We start from the raw sequence: 22964 nt of genomic DNA, 5'->3' as shown, positions 1-22964 counted from the left end.
TCTTTTGTGAATTGACCATAACCAAAGTGAAAAAAAGGAAGTGATTAATTGGCATTACATAATCGGTATCAAGAAAAGTACATCCAGCAGCTAACACCTAGACCTTCTAAAAGAATATTGTCTAAGGGAGAAAGTGTTCTCCGTGCCATAATAATCTTAATTTCATTATTGTCAGTTACGAACTCATTAGGCTTGAAGCGAAACAAAAAATTTGTGAAAGTAGTGTCTGGACAATGAAAAGAAAATTTCGATTTCAATGGGGAGCTTTTCTAATGCTAATCGTTTACGGTGGCCTCTTTTTTGCCATGTTTTTCCGTATATTTTTTATTCAAGCTTCAGGTCAGGTAGAGGGGCAAGCTTTGGCGGCAAAAGCGGCAGCAAAATACGAAAGATCAAAAGTAATTACAGCTAATAGAGGGACCATTCTTGATCGGCAAGGACAAGTTATTGCAGAAGATACTATTAACTATCGCTTAGTAGCTGTAATTAGTCCTAAAGCATCTGAAGGAACTAAAACTCTTATGCACGTTGCAGATAAAGAGAAGACTGCTAATATATTAGCAAAATATCTTCCTGTTAGCGAAAAAGATATATTTGATAAATTAAATACAAAGGCGAAGAATGCACAAGGTAATGAAATTCGCCAAGTAGAATTTGGTGCTGCGGGTCGTAATATTAGTCATTTAGTAATGGAGAACATTAGTAGTGAAAAGCTACCAGGTATCATTTTCATGGAAGAAACAAAGCGATTTTATCCAAACGGTATCTTTGCATCGAATTTAATAGGCTTAGCTCAAAGGGATACTCAAGAAGACGGACAATCTAGAACGGTAGGGAAAATGGGATTAGAATCCATCTATAACAAAGAATTATCCGGTACTGATGGAAGGGTTCAATATAAGAGTGATTTATGGGGGTATTTGCTACCTAATAGCAATAAGATGGTAGAACCTGCGAAAGATGGTGCGGATGTATATCTCACGATTGATAAGACTATACAAAACTTTTTAGAAGATTCTATGTCCAAAGTTTACAAAAAATATAATCCTGAATCGATGGTAGCAGTCGTTGCCAATCCGAAAACCGGAGAAATACTTGCTGTGTCGCAAAGACCTACATACAACCCACAAGACGGTACTGGACTTGAAAATAGTTGGTTAAACCAACTGACCGAGTTGACGATAGAGCCAGGTTCAACAATGAAAACTTTTACATTAGCAGCTGCTATAGAAGAAGGAAAATGGTTTCCAAACGCGAAGTTTCAGTCTGGTCAATACATGGTAGGAAATGTACCAATTGGAGATCATAATAACAGACAAGGTTGGGGGCCGATCACCTATTTAGAAGGAATTCAGCGCTCATCCAATGTAGGAATGGCTCATCTTTTAAAACTAATAGGAGATGATAAATTCATTTCTTATGTAAACAAATTTGGTTTTGGTGAAAAAACAGGAATAGATTTACCAAATGAAGCTACAGGACAAATCTTAGATAAATATCCTATTAACCGTGTAACAACAACTTATGGACAAGGTTCTACAGTCACACCTATACAATTAATACAAGCTGTTTCAGCCATTGCGAACGATGGGAAAATGATGCAACCGTATGTAATTGAGAAAATTGTAAATCCGAATACGAAGGAAATCGTCAAAGAAAACAAGCCGACTATTAAAGGTAAACCAATTTCTAAGAAAACGTCAAAAGAAGTTAGAAAGATTTTGAGTACTACTATTACTTCTGAAAATGGAACCGCTAAAGATTTTGCAAGTCAGGAATATGAAGTATCAGGTAAAACAGGGACTGCGCAAATGCCAGACCCATCAACGGGTAAATACGATGAAAGGGGAAAAAATTATTTTCTGTATTCGTTTTTAGGCATGGCTCCTGTAGATGATCCTCAGTTAGTTATGTACATTGCCGTGGGAAAACCGAAACTTGGGCCAACAGAAGTGGGCTCTGAGCCAACATCAATAGTGTTTAATACAGTGATGGGAAGTAGTTTAAAGTACTTAAATATTAAGCCTCAAAAAATTAAGAAAACGAAATCTCAAACGATGGTAAACTTAAAAGGCCAACTTGTTGAGGATGTTGAAAAAGAATTTGGAAAAAATGGAATCGAAACAGTCATTATAGGTAATGGTGATAAAATTACGGATCAATATCCTACAGAAAAATCAGAAGTCTTATCTGGTGGTTTGGTATTTTTGAAGACAGATGGGGATTCAGTTGTACCTGATTTTACAGATTGGTCACTCCGCAACGTTTTAACGTATCAAACAATGGCTGGTGCTAATATAGAAATTAACGGCGAAGGCTATGTACAAAAACAAAGTGTTAAAGCTGGTAGTGTATTAAATGGAAACAAAAAGATTATTCTGAAAATGAAAAAACCGGAGGAACATTACAAGTAGTTAAAAAATTATTGAGAATAAGACGACTACGAAGTTTGTTAAGAACTAAATCAATGATTAACGTACAACTATTTATATTTCAAAAATTAAACTCTCTTCCAGTTATTTATAACAAATAACTGGAAGAGGTTTTTTATTTTAGTTAAAATTAGCGAATTGATTGATGACTTTAAAATGAATCAGCAAATTTAAGGTCGTAAAGATAAGTATAATGAATACCATTTGGCTATGAATTATTTTACTAAGTTTTTACTGATATATGCAAGGTTAGGCAGTATACTAATAAAGTAAAAAGGTTTACTTCAGTAAAATAATGTATATTATATTTGTTGAATAGATTCTCTTTAAAGACAAGAAAAGTAGGTGAACAAAGTGGGGAAATATCAATTGGATACCAAAGGTCAGGTGGCTGTGGCAAAGTATCATGAAAAACTTAAGCCTGCCAAATTTGATAAAAAGCAGCAACTTGAAAAAATACGTGCGGAGTATTTGAAAAAAAAGCAAAAACAAACAGATAAATAATATGAATGAAAACATAGGAAGACTAAAACCTCCCTATGTTTTTCTTATTCGAAGTTCTTTTTTTCAATTGATGAAAGAGTTTATTATTCTCCTAAATTGCAGATTCGGTGACAAAAAACTCATCATCAGATATCCATTCCTCACTAATTGATTTTGACATTTATGCTTTACGTCACACAATAATAATTGCATTTATAACAGTTTTAAATATGGAGACGGAGGGAGTCGAACCCTCGTCCAGAAACTCCAATACTCAAGCTTCTACGCGAGTATCTTGCCTATTTAGGATTCACACATCATTAGCCAGTAAGCAGGCGTCCTGTACACTAACCTAAAAATCTCTTGCCGGGGACTCAGGTGGCTTACTCGTAATATCATACAGTACGCGGTTAACCATTTATATATAAGGGTTTTACGCTTTTTATCAAAACAGAAAAATCCGTTCAAATCATGTAATTCTTGTCTTGAATTGTAGCTGGTGAACCCCCTGTTTACAACGTTATTATTTTGAATAATGGCTATGTCATTTCAATGTGGTTCTTATAAGAAAATGTGTATTGAATTTTAAAGTGGAAGGTTAATTACAAGTAAAATTTATATTAGTATTAATTTTTTTATCTTTAATGGCAATGCTAAAAGATAAATGGAAAATTTTAAGTAAGTTTAATAGAAATTGTGAGGTGAGTATATATGGATTGGAAACCTGATAGAAAAGCAAAAAAAGCTATCTATAAACAACTCGCAGATTATATTGAAAAGGGAATTGCAGATGGGACATTCCCACCTGATAAACCATTGCCATCTGAGAGGAATTTAGCAAATATTTTAGAAATAAATAGAAGTACTGTGGTAAATGCATATGACGAATTAGAATCGAATGGGCTAATTGAAAGAAATAGAGGAAGTGGTACTACCATTAGTAAAGATATATGGGGTATAACAAAAAAACGAATTCCTAGCTGGAATAGGTATATTGGGGCAGGTTCTTTTCTCCCTAATCTACCTGTGACACAAAAAATAAGAAAAGAAGCTGTTGAACATAATTTAATAAATTTAGCTACAGGTGAATTGTCAGAAGAACTTTTCCCAAAAAGCTTTTTAAGGGAGATAACCTCTACACGTTCTTTTATTGGAAGCCTAGGATACGATCATCCACAGGGGAGTGAAATCCTAAGAAAAACTCTTACAAAACATATAAAAAAAAGTCGGGGAATCGAAACTAATCCTTCTTCAATACTTATAACATCAGGAGCGCAACAAGCATTACATTTAATTGTACAATGTTTGTTAAAGCCTGGAGATTCAATAGCAATAGAAGATCCTTCTTACAATTATAATCTTCCGATTTTTAAATCAGCAGGTATACAAATACATTATCTACCTGTCGATAGGGATGGAATTAACCCTGAAGATTTGCAGTCATTATATAAAAAACACCGTATTAAAATGATTTTTTTAAATCCAGATTTTCAAAATCCAACGGGTTCCTTAATGCATGTAAAAAAAAGAGAAGCTATTTTAGATATATCCTCAAAGCTTGGGATTCCAGTAGTAGAAGACGATCCTTATAGTTTAACAGCTTTTTCAGGAGATAAAATACCTACCCTTAAATCAATAGATAAGAACGGAAACGTATTATACATTAGTTCTTTGTCCAAAATTGTTGCCTCAGGATTAAGAATAGGGTGGATTATTGGCCCAACATCGGTGATTGAAAGATTATCCGATGCAAAGCAACAAATTGACTTTGGACATTCTAGCTATACACAATGGATAGCAAATGATTTTTTAGAATCAGAAAATTTCAATTTTCATATAAACCGTTTAATTAAGGAATTAGAAAAAAGGAGAGATAAAATTATAAAAAGCCTTGATATATATTTAAAAGACCAGGTGGAATATTCTATTCCTCAAGGTGGTATTCATATTTGGTGTAAAATCCTTAAAAGTTTTAATGAAATCCAATTACTTGAAGAATCAATTAAAAAAGGCGTCATTTATGTTCCTGGTTCTACAATGGGATCTAAAAATGGATTTGTTCGTTTTACTTTCGCAAGAGAAGATGAAGATTCGATTGATGAAGGAATCAAAAGGTTTGCAGAAGCTCTTAATTGTTTGTAAACATTTCCTTCTGGAGAAGCATCTCGTATATTTTAAGGAAATTTGTTATTAACATTTATTTTAAATTTAATTCTTAAGATAAGTGGATGGTCAAAAAATAATCCAATTGGATGGTTAATAAAAATATAAATCCTTTATCATTGAGTGGTAGTTGATGAAACATCCATATAGGCTAATTAAAAATTATTTGTGGCTATGTGAGTGAATTGATTTTCATTTAACATTTGTATACAAAGGGATATCGGACGTTTTTAGCGCCCGATTTGAGGGTTGTAATGGTGTCTTATTAAAAATAGCCCTTGTTTGCAAATTACTATTTTGTGATAGTATATTATTTACTATTAAAATGTTGGCCTATAGTAACCAGATATTATTATTGAAGGAGTTGATATAATATGACATGGACAGTTGCTATTATGATAGTGATTGGAATTATTTTTAAATTGTTAATGAGTCCTCCAAATGCACTTGTGGCATGGTTTTTAGATAAATTTGAACTTCATCAAAAACTTGATTCAGAAGATGTTACTGTAACATTTAATGGAAAGCATTTAGAAGAGGAAGAAAAAATTAGATTTATTGAGTATTTTAATGAAGCTAACTTTTTAAAAAAACATTATATATTTCCAGGCAATGAAAAATTATTCCTACATCCAGAGACTAATGTAACTCCATTTGTCATCAACTTAAAAAGGGGCAAAAAAGATGTTAATTACTTTGTTTATAATCCCGAAAATAACGTTGATGTAGTTAAGCAGTGGAAGAAGAAAGTTGTTTCTTATAGTCTTAGATCTGATGATCTACAAAAATTTAATATGTCAACTAATAGAACTGTGGAGTAAGTATACTTTTAAAGATGTTTACAATAACTTCATGAATTGTATTTTCCAAATTGAGGTCGCCATATAATGAAATTAAATCACTTCTTTGGTATTGCTTGAACGATAATATAAAGTAAAGCGTTAAGTTGTTTTTGATTTCCGAAACGCCCTCATATTGCAATTCCAATGACAACGGACACCATATACTATGAAGGTTTTTAACTGACTTTCATTGAAGAAGCATATCATTATTTATTACGAGTACATTAAAGGAGCTAATTATGTTCAATGATAAAGATTTACTTAGTGTAGATGTAGCAAAGATGTATTACGATTTAGATAAGACTCAAGGTGAAATCGCTAAAGCTCTCGATCTGTCTAGACCTACTGTTTCGAAGTTATTGAAGAACGCCAAAGAAAAAAATTACGTGAACATCGTTATTAACGATCCTAGAGATTAGTCTTTAACCTTGAATTAGCACTACAAGAAAAATATCAATTGAATGCTGTCCCCATAGCATTCCCTCCAATAGATGGAGAACAGCAAATTAAAAAGTACATTGGTAAAACAACAGCTAAATAACATCTCGACTTTATTTCAAACAGTACAAATTGGCTTTAAGACCGTAAAGTGATAATAAATTTATTTGATTTTGATATAAAAATATAAAAGCCTTACTACACTTTATTGTAGTAAGGCTTTTATAAGTTGTTTAATTCTTATTTAACTAACGTACCTGTTAGTTGAAAAAGGCTATTTTACCTCTTCCCCTTTTGTTATAAAACGAAAGTTCATTCTTTATCATAGATTATACTACTAATTTCCAGTGGAAATAATTTATTTGATTACAGTTCAGATATCCGCCCTCACTGTAGAGCAGATTTACAAGGTAATCCTATACCAAAGGAACAATAAATAAGTAATAGAGCTACACACTATTCTAGAAAAATATGGATTTTTTAATATTACAAAATATGGAATTTAAAATGCATAAGGAGGGGGGCATTTTTCGTATGTAAACTAAGAAAAAATTCTTGTAATTCTAGTTCGACAAAAAATGACAAGTAATATATAATGTTGTAGTAATATATGAGCATGAGATTAGTACTATTTATAAAAATTGAAAAAGGCAAACTTATTGAAAGGTAAGGACGCAAAGCTACGAATCTAAAATCCTCTTGGATAATGATAGTCGGGTTGCCAAGAATAATAACGATTATTTGGCTATCTTATCTATATCTGGGATAGCTTTTTTTATTACACTCCTACGAGAAGAACGTGCAAATGTTAACAATGTAGTATAGCAGATCATAAAGAAGAAGGGAATTAAAAGATGATAGTCGTAGATAAAAAGAAATATAAAATGGCAATTCATGAGGTTTCGAAGGAAGTTCATGTACAGGTGCATGGATTAATGAAAGAGGAAGATGCAGAAGGTTATATGATAGATTTACAGGATACGATTAATAAAGTATCAAGAAAAGACTATACGTTTGTTGTCGATGGGACTCACCAAACAACTGTTCCATCAAAGGTTGTACCACAGTTGGAGCAAACGATGCAATTTTATTCTAGCTTAGGTTTTAAGGATATCCTTGTAGTAAAACCTTCATCTAAAATTGCTCAAGTGCAAATTAGGAATGCACTTGAAAGAATTGAGTTCACAGGTACATTTATCGATAAAGTACCTCATTCTATGTAAAGTTAGGTCCAATAGAAAAGAAATTTTTATTTTATAATTCGGAAGGAAGATCAATAAGTGCAAACAACACAAGAGTTGTATACATATGAGATTATAACGAAGGAACAAACAGCTTTAATTCAGAAAGCAGCTGAATGCCTGGCTCGCTCATTTATTGGAGTGGACGTTTCAGGAAAATGGGTTCAGGAACCGATGGTAGGTCAATTAAATATAGGTTATGAAGATTTCTATATGTTTACCAAGGAATATTTAGACTCTACAATAGAGCAGGGATATTGCGCAGTCGCTCTGGATATTAATAATAATGTTGTTGGTGTGCTTGCTGGAGATACAAATGCACCAGAGATTATCGGAGAAGATATATTTGAAGGTTCTTTTTATGATATGAATGTAATTCTGCGTGTTCTGGAAGATGTGGATAAACGTTTCATGGAAGATTATAAAAAACGAAACGGAAAAGAAATTGAAGATGGAGAGTTATTACACCTATTCATGTTAGGAGTGACAGCTGAACATGAACGTCACGAAATTATTCAACAATTAGGAAATGAATTGCTAACAAAGGCATCATCACAAGGGGTGAAGGCCGTTTTAGGTGAAGCGACAAATCCGAAGTCGATACGTGTAATGGAAAAATATCATAATATGAAAAAATATAAAGATATAGACGGAAATTATATTGTTCATAAATATCTGGATAATAGTAAGTTGAATGGTATTCCTGCAAATGTAGCGGATGGAACATATATCCTTATAAAGGAGCTTTAAAATAATCATAATTGAGTCTTATTCAATAATTAATAGGAGTTAGGAGATATATTTATCATGGAAGCTGTTATGCTAGGAATAATTGTTATCTTAATGGTGGTAGCGGTGTATTTTGCTTACCGATATTTTTCACTAAAACATCATCTTCATATTAATAAAGAAATAATAAATGGAATGAAAGAAATATCAGCAGGTAATATCGCAAGTAAAGTTGATGAAAAAAGTTCTAATCATGCTGTATTTAATCAACTAATTGAGTTTTTCAGCAGTACAAGGGAAAAAAAATATTTATTTTCAAAAAATGTACATGAAAAAGGAGAAAATCTCGCTGAAATTGGAGAATATGCTTCTGAAAAAGGGGATATTGTTAGAGCGGCAATCGATGAGGTAGGTAGAGGATTACAGAAACAATTAGTAGCTACAGAAGAAAGTGCCGAATCTATGGAAGAAATGGCACAGGCTATCGAAGATCTATCAGTGAGATCAAATCAAATTTCATTTCAATCAAATACTACTTTAGAATTGACGCAAGAAGGAAACGAGAAGCTCAAGGATTCCTTAGGGAAAATGGATCAGTTTAATCAAACGATAAATGGAACATTTGATGCAATAAATAAACTCGGAGAAAAATCTCACGAAATTGGCACTATTGTAAAAGTGATTTCAGGGATTGCAGAACAAATAAATTTATTGGCATTAAATGCGGCAATAGAAGCTGCCCGTGCGGGTGAACATGGTAAAGGATTTGCGGTTGTTGCTGATGAGGTTCGAAAATTAGCCGAACAATCACGCCAGTCTTCTTCTGAAGTATCAAATATTGTAAAGAATATTCAAGAAGAAACTGAAATAGTTGTCAAGTCAATGCAACAGGGAACTGAAGAATTTAAAGATACAAATACGAACATTGTAGAGGTTGGAACCATGTTTGAAGAGATTCTATCTACTACAAAGGTCATTGCAGAAAATAATGAATATTCTTCTGCAAGTACAGAAGAGTTATCTTCTGCTTCTCATCAGATAATGACAACAATTGTTGAGATAGCTTCTATCTCTCGAGAATCTGTTGAAATGTTTGAGGAACTAATAGAAATTAGTGATGATGAACTAAATACAATGCAAAAACTTGTTTTGGAAGCTGAGAGTCTTGTAGAGTTAAAAGATGATGTAAACAAATTATAATTTACATGGAATCATGGTTTTGAAGCTGCGGAAACTAAAGTGGGTTAAGATGCTGAAAATAAGGTCAGTTTAGCAGTATAAAGATTTTCACCTTGCTCTCTGATAAATATAAAAGTGCTTCTCATAGGTTGATTCAACTTGTGGAAAGCTTCTTTTTTATGTTGGGCAAAAACTGATAAAAAGTGCAAAAGGGGCAAGGTGTGGCTGCAGTTACTAAAAATGATTCGATTAAGCGCATGAAAGCCATTTGGCTTATTGATATTCTCATTTTTATAGTTGAAGTCCCATCCTGTCTTTCGTATGGTGCGCTAACAGATGTCCAACAGATCATCTTTGACCTGATGGATTATGCAGTCAGCGATATCTCGATGCCTTTAGGTAGGTGCATTATTGATCGCGATTTTTGTATCCTGGAATATTTCAAAAGAAGATTTGTTTGCCGAAATTAAAACAAGGATCGAATGTTAAGATACATATTCTTTTACAGTTGTTATTTTCTCTTAAAATATATAGTTCCAATTGCCATCATCATCGTTCTTAATGCAGCAGGTCTATCAGATGGGATTTAAATTTTTTAAAAATAAAACTACTTTTAGTAAAACATCAAGGAGCTAAAACAATGAAGAAAGTACAAAAATTGTTTCCTAGTATGGACGGGAATGACTTTCAAAGAGAGGAAATATTGTCTTACTTTAGGACAATTTTAACGAAAATAGATGAATTAAAGGACCCTAACAAACTAACGCTAGGAGAAATGCCCGAGTACACAGAGGATTACTATAATCGTGTTATTCAAAAGGCTGATGTTCCGAAAACGGGTGTGTCGATGGAGGAAGTGATTCAGAAGCTTCTCAAATTGGTAGAAGGACACCGGTATGTCAATAGAAATTATGTAGCTAATGCAGCGCCTCTTCCGAATATTGCTAGTATTATCGGGAATTTAGTAATGGTGCTTGTCAATGGGAACAATATTTGGGATGTAGAAGGCCCAGCAGCGGCTACAGCAGAAATTGAAGTAACTAGTATGCTATCCAAACTTATAGGATACGATGAAAGCATCAGTGCAGGATATACAACTTGGGGAGGACAAGGGGCTGTCTTTAACTCTTTACGTCTTGCCATTGCCCGTTACGCGCCGTCCTCTAATCAAAGTGGTGTACCGCAAAATCTCTATTGTTTCTGTTCAGAGCTATCACACTACAGTTTGTATAAATCTGTAGAAGCAACTGGGATTGGCGTAGAAAACATGATACGCGTGAAAGTCAATGCTGATCATTCTATGAATCTAGAAGATTTAAAAGAAAAAATGGAGCATGTTATTGCAAAAGGCGGCATTCCACTTTATGTCCTTGCCACAATGGGAACTACTGATACATTTGGGGTTGATGACATTGAGGGAATTAAGCGGATAGCAGAAGAATTGGAACGCACTAATGGCATATATCCAATCTATATCCATGCAGACTCTGCTATGGGTGGCATGTATACTTTCTTTAATAATTACGACTTTGAAAGTAATCCTCTGCGATTTGAAAACAACGTTAATGAGGTATTGAAATCCTATCAACAGAAGTTTAAACATATCAAGCTTGCAGATAGTATGGTCTTTGATTTCCATAAGCTTGGACAAACGCCATATATCACGAGTTTGTTTTTAATCAAAAACAGAGAGTATCTTAAGTATGTTGATTTAGATGCAGAGGAAACGCCGTATGTTGGGAATCGCAGTTATGGTAGCTATCATACTGGCTACACGCTCGAGTGTTCGCGAATGGGAAGTGCTTTGACGATTTATGCGTCTTTATTGGCATTTGGAATCGAAGGCTATCAAGAGCTTTTAGCCAACTATATTCGTGTCAATATTACATTTAGAGAGACGTTAATAAAAGAAGTTTCGAATGTGGTGATCACGAATGAAGTTTCGCCGATTACAACATTCCGTTTTTATCCTGAAAAGACAATATGGAATGATGAATTGAACGGACTTTTAACCGTAGAAGAAATAACAGAAAACAATCAATTTAATGACGAGTTTGCAGAGGTAATTGGTGCCGAACGAGATACTGTCTTCTTTGGAAATACAAAAAAGCAACGTCTCGTGGAAGTAGCAAACTCAAGCAAGCGGATATCCGTATATGCACATAAATTTTTTGCAATCTCGCCATACACAACAATAGAAGAGGTCGAACGTTATGTTGGATTTCTAAAAGAACACCTAGAATTTTTTCTTAAAACAAGAAGTAGTGAAAATGTAATTATAAGATCGTAAAGAGGTAATAAAAGAATAATCAATAGATTAGATACTTTTTTTAGGTAACATTGTTGATTGATGATGGAAACTTCTCCTAAAAAAGTCGAATGTTTAGTTTCGTTTGAATACGGATAATATAATAATAAGTAATGTATTCTTCGATAATCTGTATCACACATGTGTTCGGTGTGAGATAGATATTGTCGAGATTGAACGTTTCGATTGGGGATTATCAGCTGGCGTGCCTTTCCGTGACATGCTCATGGTAATTCCCTTTTCTTTGACTGCTTTTTGATAATCATAGGATGTATAAACTGAACCTTGGTCATTATGTAGAATACGACCCTCTGGTAGCTTAGATAACTGTAGCTGCACAATATACACTGTGGATTTGAAACCTTTTTTTATGCAAGTTCTATTTAATAATAATGTTTGGTAATAATTTTCCCATTGTTTCTGGAGTAGGTCTAACCTCTTTATAGTGATATTTTCTTTCTTCATTTGTTCTCGTAAATTCAGAAAATAGGTAAGTTTAAGTATTTAAAATTGTTGCTATATCAGTATTAGTAATTGAAATTATTTCTTCATTGCAAAACATAGAAGGAGTGATCAAAAGTGCCCACATACAACAAACTAGTAAGAGATTTAATCCCGCAAATAATTGAGGAGACCGGGAAAGAATACTCAACTAGAGTTTTAGCACCAAAAGAGTATTTATTAGAATTGAAATTAAAAATGACAGAAGAAGCACTTGAATTTAATGAAGCAGAAGTACAAAAAGACGCAGTTGAGGAGCTTGCAGATATATTAGAGTTAGTTCATGCGTCATTGGCTGTTTATGGGGTTTCTTACGAGGAGCTGGAACAGATTCGTTTATCGAAAAAAGAAAAACGAGGTGGATTCTCAGACGGGATCTATTTAATAGAAGTAGAGGATGAATAAGTTACAAGTGTTTTTCTTAAATGTAGTTGAATAATAAATAAAATCCAATGTAATTATTCTATTAAGTGTGGAAGGTTTACAACTAAAAGTAGAATTATGATATCAAGACATAGTTAGTTGTTTTTTGGAAAATTACGCAAAAGTGTAAGAAATAAATTAACGATTCAAATCTTTTTGCAGTCACTCGCATTCTTGTCTGTAAACTAATCGATATTCTTTAGTCATTAATCAGACACAACATACTTTCTTTTTAAACAAACAATATTGTACGGTACTGTAAAATTCGATAAGCTAGAAGTACCTTCGGATTTTATCGTGGTAAATTGTTTGTAGGAGAGAAATTATGCTAAAAAACCCTGTTGGTCAGCTGAGATTAGCTGGCTATTTTGATGGCATTTCGCTATTAATATTATTATTTATAGCGATGCCTATGAAGTATATGTTAGATATTCCGATGGCTGTTCGTATTGCTGGCGCAGCACATGGATTCATTTTCGTCGCTTACGTTTTAGTTATATTATATGTAACAATTCGTGTTCGTTGGAATATTGTTTGGTCATTGCTAGCATTTGCAGTAGCATTTATACCATTTGGAAATTTCATATATGATATCAAATTAAAAAAGCTTGAACAGCGTTATTAAAAAGCCTGACAATTAATTGTCAGGCTTTTTTGTAGTTGTTTTTAAATTGAGAGACTTATATAAAACTTAAGCGAAATGTCTTCTATAGAATAGTAAGTATGCTTATTTCCTTGTTAACGCAATTGTGTAAAAAAAGGGAAGCCAAAGGTTTAGTTCTAGAATTAAATTTTATAAAAAACCAAGTTGTTGTGAAATTCTCGTTGTAGTTTGCAACAATTCCTGTTTTAAAAATTCAATACGTTCCTCTGTAAGTGTAAATTGTAGAACGCCTATACTTACTGCGCCTAGTACTTCACCATTTCTTTGGCGGATCGGTGCTGCGATGGAAGCTGTACCTTCTGTTTTCTCCTCATAGCTGATTGCATAACCATTAGCCTGAATTACTAACAACTTTTCAAACAATTCTTCCATTTCCTTTGGTGCCAGTGCTTTCTTTACACAGTCATGTATTTGAGATTTTGACATACAGGCGAGCATCGATTTATTTGCGGCCCCAATATGCATCGGTATTCTCATACCCAATTGATCGACAATTCGTATTCGATTATTTGGCGCATCAATACGTTCAATCACCATAGCTTCAGTCCCAATTGGTTTACTTAAATACACGCTTTCATTGACAATATTGGCCAATCGATCTAATTCAGGACGAATGGACGCTACATAATCGAAACGGTCATAAAGTTGAAGACCGAACTCTAGCCAAATATTTCCTAGTTGGTATTTTTTTGTTTCGTTATCTTGAACTATTAGTCTATGTTCAATTAGTGAAGTGAGCATACGGTGCAAAGTCGCAAGTGGTAATTTTGTTTGTTGTGTTAATTCGGTAATGGTAATGCCTTCTTCTTTTACATTGGAAACAATTCCAATTACTTGCATTATACGATCGATTGTTTGCATAAAATTCACCTCTAGTATTATTTTCAGATTCATTAAAATATATTGACATTATAATATATTTTTCATATATTCTAAATATATAGTTTCCTTTTGACGGAAAAATTTTCCGTTCATCGGAAAGAAGGAGGGGGAAGTATGTTTTGTGATTCAATGTATGCACCTTTGAAACGTGTCATTGTGAAAAGTCCCGATGCTGCGTTTATTAACCAACAGCATCTTCAAGGGAATTGGGAGAAATATTTTTATCTTAGTGAGCCGAATTTTAAAGAAGCTATAAATGAGTACGAATCGTTTCTAGATATTTTAAGAAAGCATGTTGAAAAGATAGATTTCTTGCCACAAAACGAAACTGTAGGTTTGGATTCTTTATATGCACATGATCCAGTGAAATTTACACCGCACGGAGCTATCATCTTATGTTCAGGAAAAGAATTGCGACAACCTGAAGCAGATGTGTTTAATGAGTTTTTGACAGAAAAGAATATACCAATCATCGGTAGCTTAAAAGGGGAAGCTATTTCAGATGGTGGAGATATTGTCTGGTTAAATGAGCGGACAGTAGCGATAGGGAGAGGCTACCGTACGAATGATGAAGCGATTCGTCAACTTAAAGAAATCTTCAAACCTTTTGTAGATGAAGTGATGATTGTTCCTTTACCACATGATTTAGGTGAAGAAGCTTGCTTGCATTTAATGTCTTTCATCAGCATAGTGGACAAGGATTTAGCGGTTGTACATTCAAGACTAATGCCAGTCTTCATGCGCCAATGGCTTTTAGAAAAAGGCTTTACTCTACTTGAGGTGCCAAATGATGAATACGATTCACTTGGTTGTAATGTTTTAGCGCTAGCACCAAGAGTATGTGTTTTACCTGCTGGAAATCCAGTTACAGAACAACTATTGAAAGAGGCAGGAGCAACAGTTTATACGTATAAAGGCGATGAAATCACAGTAAAAGGGACAGGCGGGCCAACGTGTTTAACTTGCCCAGTCGAAAGATACTAAGGGGGATAATAAAATGTTTTCAAATGTTATTGTAAAAAAACCAGGTAAAAGTTATGTAGAGGGGTTAACAACTTCTGATTTAGGTACACCAAATTACGAAGGGTTATTAGTACAACATGAAGCTTATGTTGAAGCGTTAAAAACTTGTGGAGTAGAGGTTACTTATTTAGAAGCAGATGAAGCATTCCCAGATTCTACTTTTGTAGAAGATACTGCAGTATTAACAAAAGATTTTGCAGTCGTATCAAACCCAGGTGCAGCTAGTCGTAATGGTGAAATTGTCGAAATGGAACAAGTATTAAAAGGTTTATTTGAAAAAATCTATTACATCGAAAATCCTGGCACATTAGATGGTGGCGATGTATTGCAAGCAGATAATACTTTTTACATTGGTATTTCAGAGCGTACAAATCAACAAGGTGCTGAACAATTAAAAGCTATTTTAGAAAAAGAAGATTACGTGGCTCATATTGTACCACTTAAAGAGTTCTTCCATTTGAAAACAGGAATTGCTTATTTAGGTGACAACAAAATGGTTTTAGCTGGTGAATTTGTTGAAGACGAACTATTTTCTTCATACGACAAAATCGTTATTCCGAAAGAAGATGAATATTCAGCGAACTGTATTTTAGTCAATGATTTTGTCATTATTCCTGCAGGTTACCCAGCGACAAAACAAAAAATAGAACAAGCTGGATATAGCGTTATTGAATTACCGATGAGTGAATTCCAAAAACAAGATGGCGGCTTAAGCTGCTTGTCACTTCGCTTTTAAAAACATACATGGGGTGGGATGGGTATGAACGATCAACAAGGGGTGAATGAGTCAAACCAATTAAAGAGATCCATGAAAAGCCGTCACTTATTGATGCTTTCACTTGGGGGAGTGATTGGTACAGGCTTGTTTTTAAACGTTGGTTATACGATTAATCAAGCAGGTGCTGGTGGTGCCATTATTGGTTATTTAATTGGTGGATTTATTTTGTATATGGTGATGACTTGTTTGGGTGAGCTTGCCGTGCATATGCCTGTAACAGGCTCATTCCAAACGTATGCAACAAAATATATACATCCATCTGCAGGTTTTTCCCTTGGCTGGATGTACTTTGTAGGTTCAGCTGCAACCGCAGGTGTTGAATTTACAGCTGCTGGAATATTGATGCAACATTGGTTTCCAGATGTAGCAGTTTGGATATGGTGTGCACTCTTTATGTTACTTCTGTTTTCTTTAAACGCCTTGTCTACAAGAGGATTTGCTGAAACAGAATTTTGGTTCTCAGGTATTAAAGTAGTAGCAGTTGTGATTTTTATTATTATTGGTATTGCTGTCATCATCGGCTGGGTTCCGATTGCAGATCGTCCAGCTCCGCATTTAACAAATTTAGCGCCAACACAGTTATTCCCAGCTGGGATTGCTATTATTTTTGTCACGATGATGAACGTAATATTCTCATATCAAGGTTCTGAATTAGTAGGTATTGCAGCAGGGGAAACGGAAAACCCTCAAAAGAATATTCCGAGAGCTATTCGTACGATTTTAGTTCGTATTATACTTTTCTATATTGCTTCTATTATTGTTCTATCTGCTATTTTCCCATCTAGTGAACTTGGTCTATTAGAGAGTCCATTTGTAACGCTGTTAGATTTAGTAGGAATTCCATTTGCAGCGGATATTATGAATTTCATTATATTAACAGCTATTTTATCCGTTGGAAATTCATGTCTCTATGCATCAACTCGGTTATTATGGGCGATGTCAAATGAAGGAATGGCACCGAGAATTTTCGGAAAAGTCAATAAAAACAAAATTCCTTTTAATGCTCTTGTATTTACAATGGTATTTTCATTGTTGTCACTTTTAACGAGTGTTATGGAAGCAGATACTGTGTTTGTATTGCTCATGTCTATTGCTGGAATTTCAGTTACGATTTCATGGATGGGTATTGCACTATCGCAGTTAATGTTTAGAAAGCATTATTTAAAAAACGGTGGGCAACTAAAGGATTTAGGTTATCGAGTAAAGTACTATCCATTTATTCCTCTTTTTTGTATCGCATTTTGCGCCTTGATTTTAGGGTTTCTTGCATGGGATTCCACGCAAAGAGTTGGTTTAGCTTACGGGGTAGGGTTTTTCATAGCTTGTTTAATCTTTTATCAAGTGAGGCTAAAGGGGAAGTCCTTTGCACCTGAAGATCAAAAAGTGATTATTGAAAAGGGGAGCGAGACATAATGTGGGGTACATCCAAGCAGTTACGAGAATTAATATGTGAACTAGTCAGTTGGGAAAGCCAGACATTGACTACTGGTGAACAACAATTTTCAAGGAAGTTACAAGCTAAATTACAACAGCTACCTTATTTTGAACAGCATCCAGAGAATATTGAATTATGTGATGTTGATAAAGGGCGCCAAGTTGTATCTGCTTTATATAAGCATCCTGAAGTACAAGAAACGGTAGTTTTAATCAGCCATTTTGATACGGTACAGATTGAAGAGTACGGTTCATTAATGCCACTTGCAACGATGCCTGAAGAGCTAACAAAAGCCTTTTTAGCAAATCCAAGTTTATTACCTAAATCAGCACAAAAGGATTTACAATCAGGTGATTATTTATTTGGTCGAGGCGTAATGGATATGAAGATGGGACTGGCACTTCATATGCAATTGATGGAGCGTGCAATTGAAGAACAATGGAAATTGAATTTACTGTTAATAACTGTACCAGATGAGGAAGTGAACTCTGCTGGTATGCGTCAGGCGGTAAAACATATTACACATTTACAAGAAAAAGAGAATCTAGAATTAGTCTTATTTTTAAATAGCGAGCCATCATTTTCACAAGGACCGGCAGATTTACAGGAATATATTTATTCTGGAACGATTGGTAAAATCATGCCTTCAGCCCTTTTCTATGGTAAAGAGACACATGTTGGAGAACCACTAAAAGGTATTACAGCTCCTTATATGAGTTCTTTCTTAACACAGGAAATGGAATGGAATGAACGATTCTGTGAAGAAGATTACGGTGAAAAAACACCACTTCCTGTTTCGCTACAGCTAAAAGATTTAAAAACACAATATTCAACGCAAACACCTTATCGTGCAGTAGCAATGTATAACGTCTTCTTATTGAAACGTAGTGCGGGTGAAATTATGTCGATCTTTGAATCTGTTGCAAATGAAGCGATGGCAAAATGCCAGAAGCGATACGATGAACTTTGTCAAAAACAGGCTATTGACGGTGTAGGTAACATTCGAGTTATCAAATTTGAGGAATTGCAAAGCCATGCACTTGAAAAGCTGGGTGAAGCAAAAGTGACTTCAATAATCGATGAAGTAATTGGTCAAGAAGAGTGGGATGATCGTGAGAAATCATTGCGCATTGCAGACCAATTAATGATTCACTGTCAAGAATTAGCACCAGCAGTTGTATTGCTGTTTGCACCACCATATTATCCGCCGGCGAATTCTTCTGAAAATCCGTTGATTAATGGAGCAATTTCATTATTGTTAGGAGAAGCTAAGAAATATGATATTCCATTAGAACATATTCATTATTTCAATGGAATTTGTGACCTGAGTTATTGTCAATTTACAGCAGATAAAGATTGGAAAACGTATGAAAAAAATACGCCAGTTTGGGGACAAACATATTCAATACCATTTAAAGAAATGGAACAATTCACAGCACCAGTGTTAAATGTAGGGCCGTTTGGAAAAGATGCACATCAAATATCAGAGCGTCTACATGTGAAAAGTGCTTTTGAAGAAATGCCAGAATTGTTATACAAATTATTACAGTATGTAAGTTCAAGCAACAAGATAAATAGTTAAATAATCCAATTAGATACATTAATTTGGAAATAGGTTTTGTTGCCGATTTTGAAGGCGTTGCATCACTGCTATTTATAGTTGTCAATAACGAGGCATTGGGTGAAGCGTATCCATTGCATCACTCTAAATTTAAAGTCGATGAAAAAGCGCTAATTTATGGCGTGCAGTATTTTGAGGAACTTGCAAATCGCTTTTCTCATTAAAGCAATAGCGTAATGAAAGATACGTCTCATCATCAGAAAATTGATGTATGAGACGTTTTTTTGTGGTTAATATATATGAACATCATGTAGTGAAAAGTTGAAAGCCAATGCATTTTAGTAGTCATGCAAAGTAATAGAGTCAGAAATTTATATTGATACATTTAGATGTTTTGCTATATAACAATAATACAGTTATAAGTAAAAATGCGAAGACCAGACTAAAAAGTATCGTAATAAAATAGAGATATAGAATAAAAGAAAAACCATCTAGAACTATAGTAAACATGCCGATATTCTAGGAGAAAATATGTTTGTGGAAGCACAAAGGGAATCAATATGTATTTGTTATTTTAATATACCTTAAAAATTAAATATTCTAACATATTATTTAAGTGTTGACGGATAAATGTATTATGTGTTAAATTAATTTATGTACTAAAGAGCACATAACAAATGCGGAAGTAGTTCAGTGGTAGAACACCACCTTGCCAAGGTGGGGGTCGCGAGTTCGAACCTCGTCTTCCGCTCCAAAGTACGGAGGAATACCCAAGTCTGGCTGAAGGGATCGGTCTTGAAAACCGACAGGCGGGTCATACCGCGCGGGGGTTCGAATCCCTCTTCCTCCTCCATTTTATCTAAATAGGGCTTTCAATATTATTATCGCGGGGTGGAGCAGTTCGGTAGCTCGTCGGGCTCATAACCCGAAGGTCACAGGTTCAAATCCTGTCCCCGCAACCAATCGGGTCAGTAGCTCAGTTGGTAGAGCATTAGATTGAAGCTCTAAGTGTCGGCGGTTCGATTCCGTCCTGACCCATACATAATTAAGAGTTATCCTAATAGTCTAATTGACTTGTAGGATAACTCTTTTTTGTTGTCTGATTTTGAATGTGATGTAGAGCTGTACGACAAACACTTAGGAAGTATAACTGCTATTTACTTTCTTCATCCATCTAAGAAAATGCGAATAAATTGATCGCTCTCTTGAACAAGGTCGTAATCTGCTCCGAAGAGCAGCCAGTCGTATAATGTACCACGCATGCATCTACTAATTAGTAGGGATGTTCTTCTAACTTGGATATTATTCGGAAGCTTTATGATTGTTGGGTTACTATTATCACTAATTCTAGCAATTTTCGCACCTGATACGAGGAAGGTCACAAAATATGAGGATCATGTAGAAGATCATGTAGATAGTGATGAAAGAATAATTTTAACTTCTACAAAGCCATTAGAAATTGACTGAAAGAATATCTAAGAGTTAATGTGAATAACTAGATATAGCATCTAATCGAATAAAAATACTATATTACATTTTGAAAAGCTTCCGATATATCGTCGGAATCTTTTTCATATGTTAAGAAGAGGTTTTATTAAGGTTTATTAATAAAAACTATATCATCTCTTTTTAAAAAGTGTAATTTTACATCTTTTTTAACAAAAGTTATTGTTTTGTGTAAAGGTAATGTGTATAATGACGTGTATATTAAGTAGGAGGTGAGTGTGGGTGCATTCAAATGATTTAGAGAAAAGACTAATTGAGTTAGAGCAGGAAGTTTCCATATTAAAGAGGGATATGGCTCAGCTACAAAATCAAATCAATCCACGAACCAAAAGAGTAGAAAAAGCTGAAATCATACATACAGAAATAAAACCTGCTATTAAGAAAGAGCCGCTTAAACAGGAGCCTGTGCAGAAAGTGAAAGTAAATAAAACACCACTTCAAGAACCTAAAAAAGAAATGTCTATAGAAGAGATGCTAGTTTGGTCATTGCCAAAAGTTTTTATGATTATGATAGTATTTGGCGTTTTATGGGGATTAAAGTTAATCAGTGATTATGGCATTCTAGCTAATGGTTTTAAAATTGCATTAGCCTACGTATTCTCACTTGTTTTAGTTGGGTTAGCATACTTTATGGAGTATAAAAAGAAACGTCAAAAAGCACTGTATATTACGCTTTATGGTGGTGCATTTATCATCGGTATTTTGACGACGGCTGCTGGAGCCATTTTGTATGATGTTTTGTCATTACTGATTGCTCTGCTCGTTGCAATGTTATATATTGCATACGGAATTGTTATTAGTTATATGAAAAAGAGTGAAGTACTGACTGTTTTTGTAGCATTCACATCGCTACTTCTGCCATATTTACTTGAGTATATGGCATTTGGTGAGACTATTATATTAGGCTTTATTGTTTTATTATTTGCTTGTTTACAAATTGTTATTTGGAAGCATCAACAAATAATTGCACTGTATGCAGGGTTACTCTTTTCGCAAATGGCAGTATTAATTGTTGGTTTTATGAATAATTATCAAGAGATTGCATTTGGTTGTACATTTTTAATTGTATTAGGAATCTTCATATTCAGTTGGATTCGGTTTTATGAAGTTGAACAAAAAATATCAACATTATATGAGAGTCTATTGTTTGGTATTAGTATGATTAGTTTATTTTTCATTAATCTACTAGCAGTTAATTATAATAGCTTTTTCTTACTAGTTTACATGATTGGTTTCATCGGACTTGGAAGTTATGCTTATTTGAAAAAGCAGAGAAGACTTTTGGATGTTTTCATTACTGTGGCATTAGTTGCTGCGATGAATTTCGTTGTTCAGTTAGAATTGGCAACTAATTTGAAAGAGTTCTTATTACCATTTACCGCATTTGTAAGTTTGCTTTTAGCTTTGCGTTTACGTGCCAGCTTAATGAAAATAACAAATTCGCTCATATTCACTCTTACTGTTTTGTTTGTCTTTTTAGATAGTTCAGTCGATCCATTTTGGCGCTTCGAAAATATCAATCAATTACTCATAATTGTATATATGCTAGTCTTATTTATAATTGCAAATCGTCCAAAAGGTAAATTAGGGCGTTTTGAAAAAGCAATGGAAGAGTTTGCAATATTAGAGATTGTACCGATTTTAATTAGCTTTTATGTATTCTCCTATTTTGCTAAGGTAGATTATGGCTATTTTCATATAGAAGGTGAGTTACCATACTTCTTATTAATTGTCTTAGCTGTTACAACTATTGCAATGCTATTTATAAAAGAGAAATTTATCGGAAGGTTTTTACCAGTAGTATTCCTATTTAGCTTCTGCTATTCAATGATTTATGTATTCCCCTTAGATGAATTGTCTGACCAGGTAGTTGTCAAAAATATTGTCTTGAGAATAGTTTATGTAGTTATATTTAGTTACTTACTATATTCAATTTATAACGGGAAAAATTACTTTGGAAAATGGCAAGAAATATTAAGAAAATCCGTGGGACCAATTATTTCTATTGGACTTCTTGTAGATATGATTGCAGTTATTACATTGCTATCACAAATTCATACAGTTTATTATTTCGGTGAAAGATTCCTATATACAGGGCATACGATTATTATTCTTATTACTGCATGTATTGCCCTATGGATTAGTTCGGAAGGACAGCAAAAATTCATCCGGTATACTGGATACAGTCTATTAGTTTTTGGAATAGCAAAATTAATCTTCTTTGACCTTTCATATTTGGATTTACTCATTCGAGCAATTCTCTTTATTAGTATTGGTGGATTTGGCTTGTGGTTGTCGAATAAGTTATTACAAAAAGAAGAATGATAGTGGTAGGTATGTTTCTTTCATTAAGTAACATATTTTTACTAAAAATCA

Annotated in this window: 21 protein-coding genes, 4 tRNA genes, 1 pseudogene and 1 riboswitch; of the genes and pseudogenes, 23 read left to right on the top strand and 3 right to left on the bottom strand. The window is 34.0% G+C overall.

The window, feature by feature from the left end; translation table 11 throughout:
• Positions 1 to 272 precede the first annotated feature (272 nt).
• From MKY02_RS13925 to MKY02_RS13880, 10 genes are all read left to right on the top strand, one after another.
• Positions 273 to 2414 (top strand): penicillin-binding protein, encoded by a 2142-nt coding sequence (locus MKY02_RS13925; RefSeq protein WP_340711405.1) that lies wholly within the window; start codon positions 273 to 275, stop codon positions 2412 to 2414.
• A gap of 372 nt (positions 2415 to 2786) precedes the next feature.
• Positions 2787 to 2936 (top strand): hypothetical protein, encoded by a 150-nt coding sequence (locus MKY02_RS13920; protein ID WP_038189766.1) that lies wholly within the window; start codon positions 2787 to 2789, stop codon positions 2934 to 2936.
• A gap of 690 nt (positions 2937 to 3626) precedes the next feature.
• The gene (pdxR, locus tag MKY02_RS13915; RefSeq protein WP_038189763.1) at positions 3627 to 5057 is read left to right on the top strand and encodes a MocR-like pyridoxine biosynthesis transcription factor PdxR; all 1431 of its coding nucleotides are present in this window, start codon (positions 3627 to 3629) and stop codon (positions 5055 to 5057) included.
• Positions 5058 to 5452: 395 nt separating this feature from the next.
• Positions 5453 to 5899 carry a YfmQ family protein gene (locus MKY02_RS13910; RefSeq protein WP_076035078.1) on the top strand — a complete coding sequence of 149 codons (447 nt, stop codon included), beginning with the start codon at positions 5453 to 5455 and terminating at the stop codon, positions 5897 to 5899.
• 260 nt (positions 5900 to 6159) lie between these two features.
• A complete protein-coding gene (locus MKY02_RS13905; protein ID WP_076035079.1) occupies positions 6160 to 6339 on the top strand; it encodes a MarR family transcriptional regulator in 180 nt (59 codons plus the stop codon).
• 658 nt (positions 6340 to 6997) lie between these two features.
• Positions 6998 to 7084: riboswitch (cyclic di-GMP riboswitch) on the top strand.
• Between the two features lie 128 nt (positions 7085 to 7212).
• Positions 7213 to 7581 (top strand): hypothetical protein, encoded by a 369-nt coding sequence (locus MKY02_RS13900; protein ID WP_038189755.1) that lies wholly within the window; start codon positions 7213 to 7215, stop codon positions 7579 to 7581.
• Between the two features lie 57 nt (positions 7582 to 7638).
• A complete protein-coding gene (locus MKY02_RS13895) occupies positions 7639 to 8349 on the top strand; it encodes a hypothetical protein (RefSeq protein WP_038189752.1) in 711 nt (236 codons plus the stop codon).
• 57 nt (positions 8350 to 8406) lie between these two features.
• A complete protein-coding gene (locus MKY02_RS13890; RefSeq protein ID WP_235175773.1) occupies positions 8407 to 9528 on the top strand; it encodes a methyl-accepting chemotaxis protein in 1122 nt (373 codons plus the stop codon).
• Positions 9529 to 9728: 200 nt separating this feature from the next.
• Complete coding sequence (locus tag MKY02_RS13885) at positions 9729 to 9977, top strand: hypothetical protein (protein ID WP_038189737.1); 249 nt, start codon at positions 9729 to 9731, stop codon at positions 9975 to 9977.
• A 170-nt stretch (positions 9978 to 10147) separates the two neighbouring features.
• Positions 10148 to 11797: a pyridoxal phosphate-dependent decarboxylase family protein gene (locus tag MKY02_RS13880; protein ID WP_076065970.1), complete on the top strand. Its 1650-nt coding sequence runs from the start codon at positions 10148 to 10150 to the stop codon at positions 11795 to 11797.
• 76 nt (positions 11798 to 11873) lie between these two features.
• On the opposite strand, the pseudogene MKY02_RS13875 reads toward MKY02_RS13880, so the two are convergent.
• Positions 11874 to 12121: pseudogene (locus tag MKY02_RS13875) on the bottom strand (IS3 family transposase); the annotation flags it as partial.
• 273 nt (positions 12122 to 12394) lie between these two features.
• Between MKY02_RS13875 and MKY02_RS13870 the strand changes: the two are divergent.
• Together MKY02_RS13870 and MKY02_RS13865 are read left to right on the top strand one after the other, a co-directional pair.
• Complete coding sequence (locus MKY02_RS13870; RefSeq protein ID WP_038189732.1) at positions 12395 to 12721, top strand: nucleoside triphosphate pyrophosphohydrolase; 327 nt, start codon at positions 12395 to 12397, stop codon at positions 12719 to 12721.
• A 343-nt stretch (positions 12722 to 13064) separates the two neighbouring features.
• Entirely contained in the window at positions 13065 to 13364 is a 300-nt protein-coding gene (locus MKY02_RS13865; RefSeq protein ID WP_038189729.1) for a DUF3817 domain-containing protein, read from the top strand.
• Positions 13365 to 13532: 168 nt separating this feature from the next.
• On the opposite strand, the gene MKY02_RS13860 is transcribed toward MKY02_RS13865, so the two are convergent.
• Positions 13533 to 14264, bottom strand: coding sequence for an IclR family transcriptional regulator (locus MKY02_RS13860; RefSeq protein ID WP_038189727.1), 732 nt, complete (start codon positions 14262 to 14264; stop codon positions 13533 to 13535).
• A gap of 135 nt (positions 14265 to 14399) precedes the next feature.
• Between MKY02_RS13860 and MKY02_RS13855 the strand changes: the two genes are divergently transcribed.
• From MKY02_RS13855 to MKY02_RS13815, 9 genes are all read left to right on the top strand, one after another.
• Positions 14400 to 15269 (top strand): dimethylarginine dimethylaminohydrolase family protein, encoded by an 870-nt coding sequence (locus MKY02_RS13855; RefSeq protein ID WP_340711401.1) that lies wholly within the window; start codon positions 14400 to 14402, stop codon positions 15267 to 15269.
• Positions 15270 to 15282: 13 nt separating this feature from the next.
• Positions 15283 to 16044 (top strand): dimethylarginine dimethylaminohydrolase family protein, encoded by a 762-nt coding sequence (locus tag MKY02_RS13850; protein ID WP_076035082.1) that lies wholly within the window; start codon positions 15283 to 15285, stop codon positions 16042 to 16044.
• Positions 16045 to 16068: 24 nt separating this feature from the next.
• On the top strand, positions 16069 to 17499 hold the full coding sequence (locus MKY02_RS13845; protein ID WP_076035083.1) for an amino acid permease: 1431 nt from the start codon (positions 16069 to 16071) through the stop codon (positions 17497 to 17499).
• A complete protein-coding gene (locus MKY02_RS13840; protein WP_038189716.1) occupies positions 17499 to 19103 on the top strand; it encodes a M20/M25/M40 family metallo-hydrolase in 1605 nt (534 codons plus the stop codon). The genes MKY02_RS13845 and MKY02_RS13840 overlap by 1 nt, the downstream gene beginning before the upstream one ends.
• Positions 19104 to 19126: 23 nt before the next feature.
• On the top strand, positions 19127 to 19306 hold the full coding sequence (locus MKY02_RS13835) for a hypothetical protein (RefSeq protein WP_340711396.1): 180 nt from the start codon (positions 19127 to 19129) through the stop codon (positions 19304 to 19306).
• Between the two features lie 455 nt (positions 19307 to 19761).
• A tRNA-Gly gene (locus MKY02_RS13830) sits at positions 19762 to 19836 on the top strand.
• Between the two features lie 6 nt (positions 19837 to 19842).
• Positions 19843 to 19935, top strand: a tRNA-Ser gene (locus tag MKY02_RS13825).
• A 32-nt stretch (positions 19936 to 19967) separates the two neighbouring features.
• A tRNA-Met gene (locus tag MKY02_RS13820) sits at positions 19968 to 20044 on the top strand.
• A gap of 3 nt (positions 20045 to 20047) precedes the next feature.
• A tRNA-Phe gene (locus tag MKY02_RS13815) sits at positions 20048 to 20120 on the top strand.
• A 128-nt stretch (positions 20121 to 20248) separates the two neighbouring features.
• Here the strand turns inward: MKY02_RS13815 and MKY02_RS13810 are convergent.
• Positions 20249 to 20464 (bottom strand): hypothetical protein, encoded by a 216-nt coding sequence (locus MKY02_RS13810; protein WP_143691076.1) that lies wholly within the window; start codon positions 20462 to 20464, stop codon positions 20249 to 20251.
• On the opposite strand from MKY02_RS13810, the gene MKY02_RS13805 reads away from it, so the two are divergent.
• The gene (locus MKY02_RS13805; RefSeq protein ID WP_162148722.1) at positions 20400 to 20549 is read left to right on the top strand and encodes a hypothetical protein; all 150 of its coding nucleotides are present in this window, start codon (positions 20400 to 20402) and stop codon (positions 20547 to 20549) included. The genes MKY02_RS13810 and MKY02_RS13805 overlap by 65 nt on opposite strands.
• A gap of 261 nt (positions 20550 to 20810) precedes the next feature.
• Complete coding sequence (locus MKY02_RS13800; protein WP_340711394.1) at positions 20811 to 22913, top strand: DUF2339 domain-containing protein; 2103 nt, start codon at positions 20811 to 20813, stop codon at positions 22911 to 22913.
• Positions 22914 to 22964: the final 51 nt, after the last annotated feature.

Origin of the sequence: Viridibacillus sp. FSL R5-0888 (genome assembly GCF_038009105.1) — a bacterium.
GTDB classification, from domain to species: domain Bacteria; phylum Bacillota; class Bacilli; order Bacillales_A; family Planococcaceae; genus Viridibacillus; species Viridibacillus arenosi.
The sequence above is the reverse complement of the archived record's forward strand: the minus strand, read 5'-3'. Positions and strand labels throughout refer to the sequence as shown.

Bases quoted from the DNA above. Each gene is read 5' to 3' on its own strand.
- pdxR (WP_038189763.1), top strand. From the start codon at position 3,627: ATGGATTGGAAACCTGATAGAAAAGCAAAAAAAGCTATCTATAAACAA.
- MKY02_RS13880 (WP_076065970.1), top strand. From the start codon at position 10,148: ATGAAGAAAGTACAAAAATTGTTTCCTAGTATGGACGGGAATGACTTT.
- MKY02_RS13860 (WP_038189727.1), bottom strand. From the start codon at position 14,264: ATGCAAACAATCGATCGTATAATGCAAGTAATTGGAATTGTTTCCAAT.
- MKY02_RS13905 (WP_076035079.1), top strand. From the start codon at position 6,160: ATGTTCAATGATAAAGATTTACTTAGTGTAGATGTAGCAAAGATGTAT.
- MKY02_RS13840 (WP_038189716.1), top strand. From the start codon at position 17,499: ATGTGGGGTACATCCAAGCAGTTACGAGAATTAATATGTGAACTAGTC.
- MKY02_RS13910 (WP_076035078.1), top strand. From the start codon at position 5,453: ATGACATGGACAGTTGCTATTATGATAGTGATTGGAATTATTTTTAAA.
- MKY02_RS13805 (WP_162148722.1), top strand. From the start codon at position 20,400: ATGATTGTTGGGTTACTATTATCACTAATTCTAGCAATTTTCGCACCT.
- MKY02_RS13855 (WP_340711401.1), top strand. From the start codon at position 14,400: ATGTTTTGTGATTCAATGTATGCACCTTTGAAACGTGTCATTGTGAAA.
- MKY02_RS13925 (WP_340711405.1), top strand. From the start codon at position 273: ATGCTAATCGTTTACGGTGGCCTCTTTTTTGCCATGTTTTTCCGTATA.
- MKY02_RS13890 (WP_235175773.1), top strand. From the start codon at position 8,407: ATGGAAGCTGTTATGCTAGGAATAATTGTTATCTTAATGGTGGTAGCG.
- MKY02_RS13900 (WP_038189755.1), top strand. From the start codon at position 7,213: ATGATAGTCGTAGATAAAAAGAAATATAAAATGGCAATTCATGAGGTT.
- MKY02_RS13845 (WP_076035083.1), top strand. From the start codon at position 16,069: ATGAACGATCAACAAGGGGTGAATGAGTCAAACCAATTAAAGAGATCC.
- MKY02_RS13850 (WP_076035082.1), top strand. From the start codon at position 15,283: ATGTTTTCAAATGTTATTGTAAAAAAACCAGGTAAAAGTTATGTAGAG.
- MKY02_RS13865 (WP_038189729.1), top strand. From the start codon at position 13,065: ATGCTAAAAAACCCTGTTGGTCAGCTGAGATTAGCTGGCTATTTTGAT.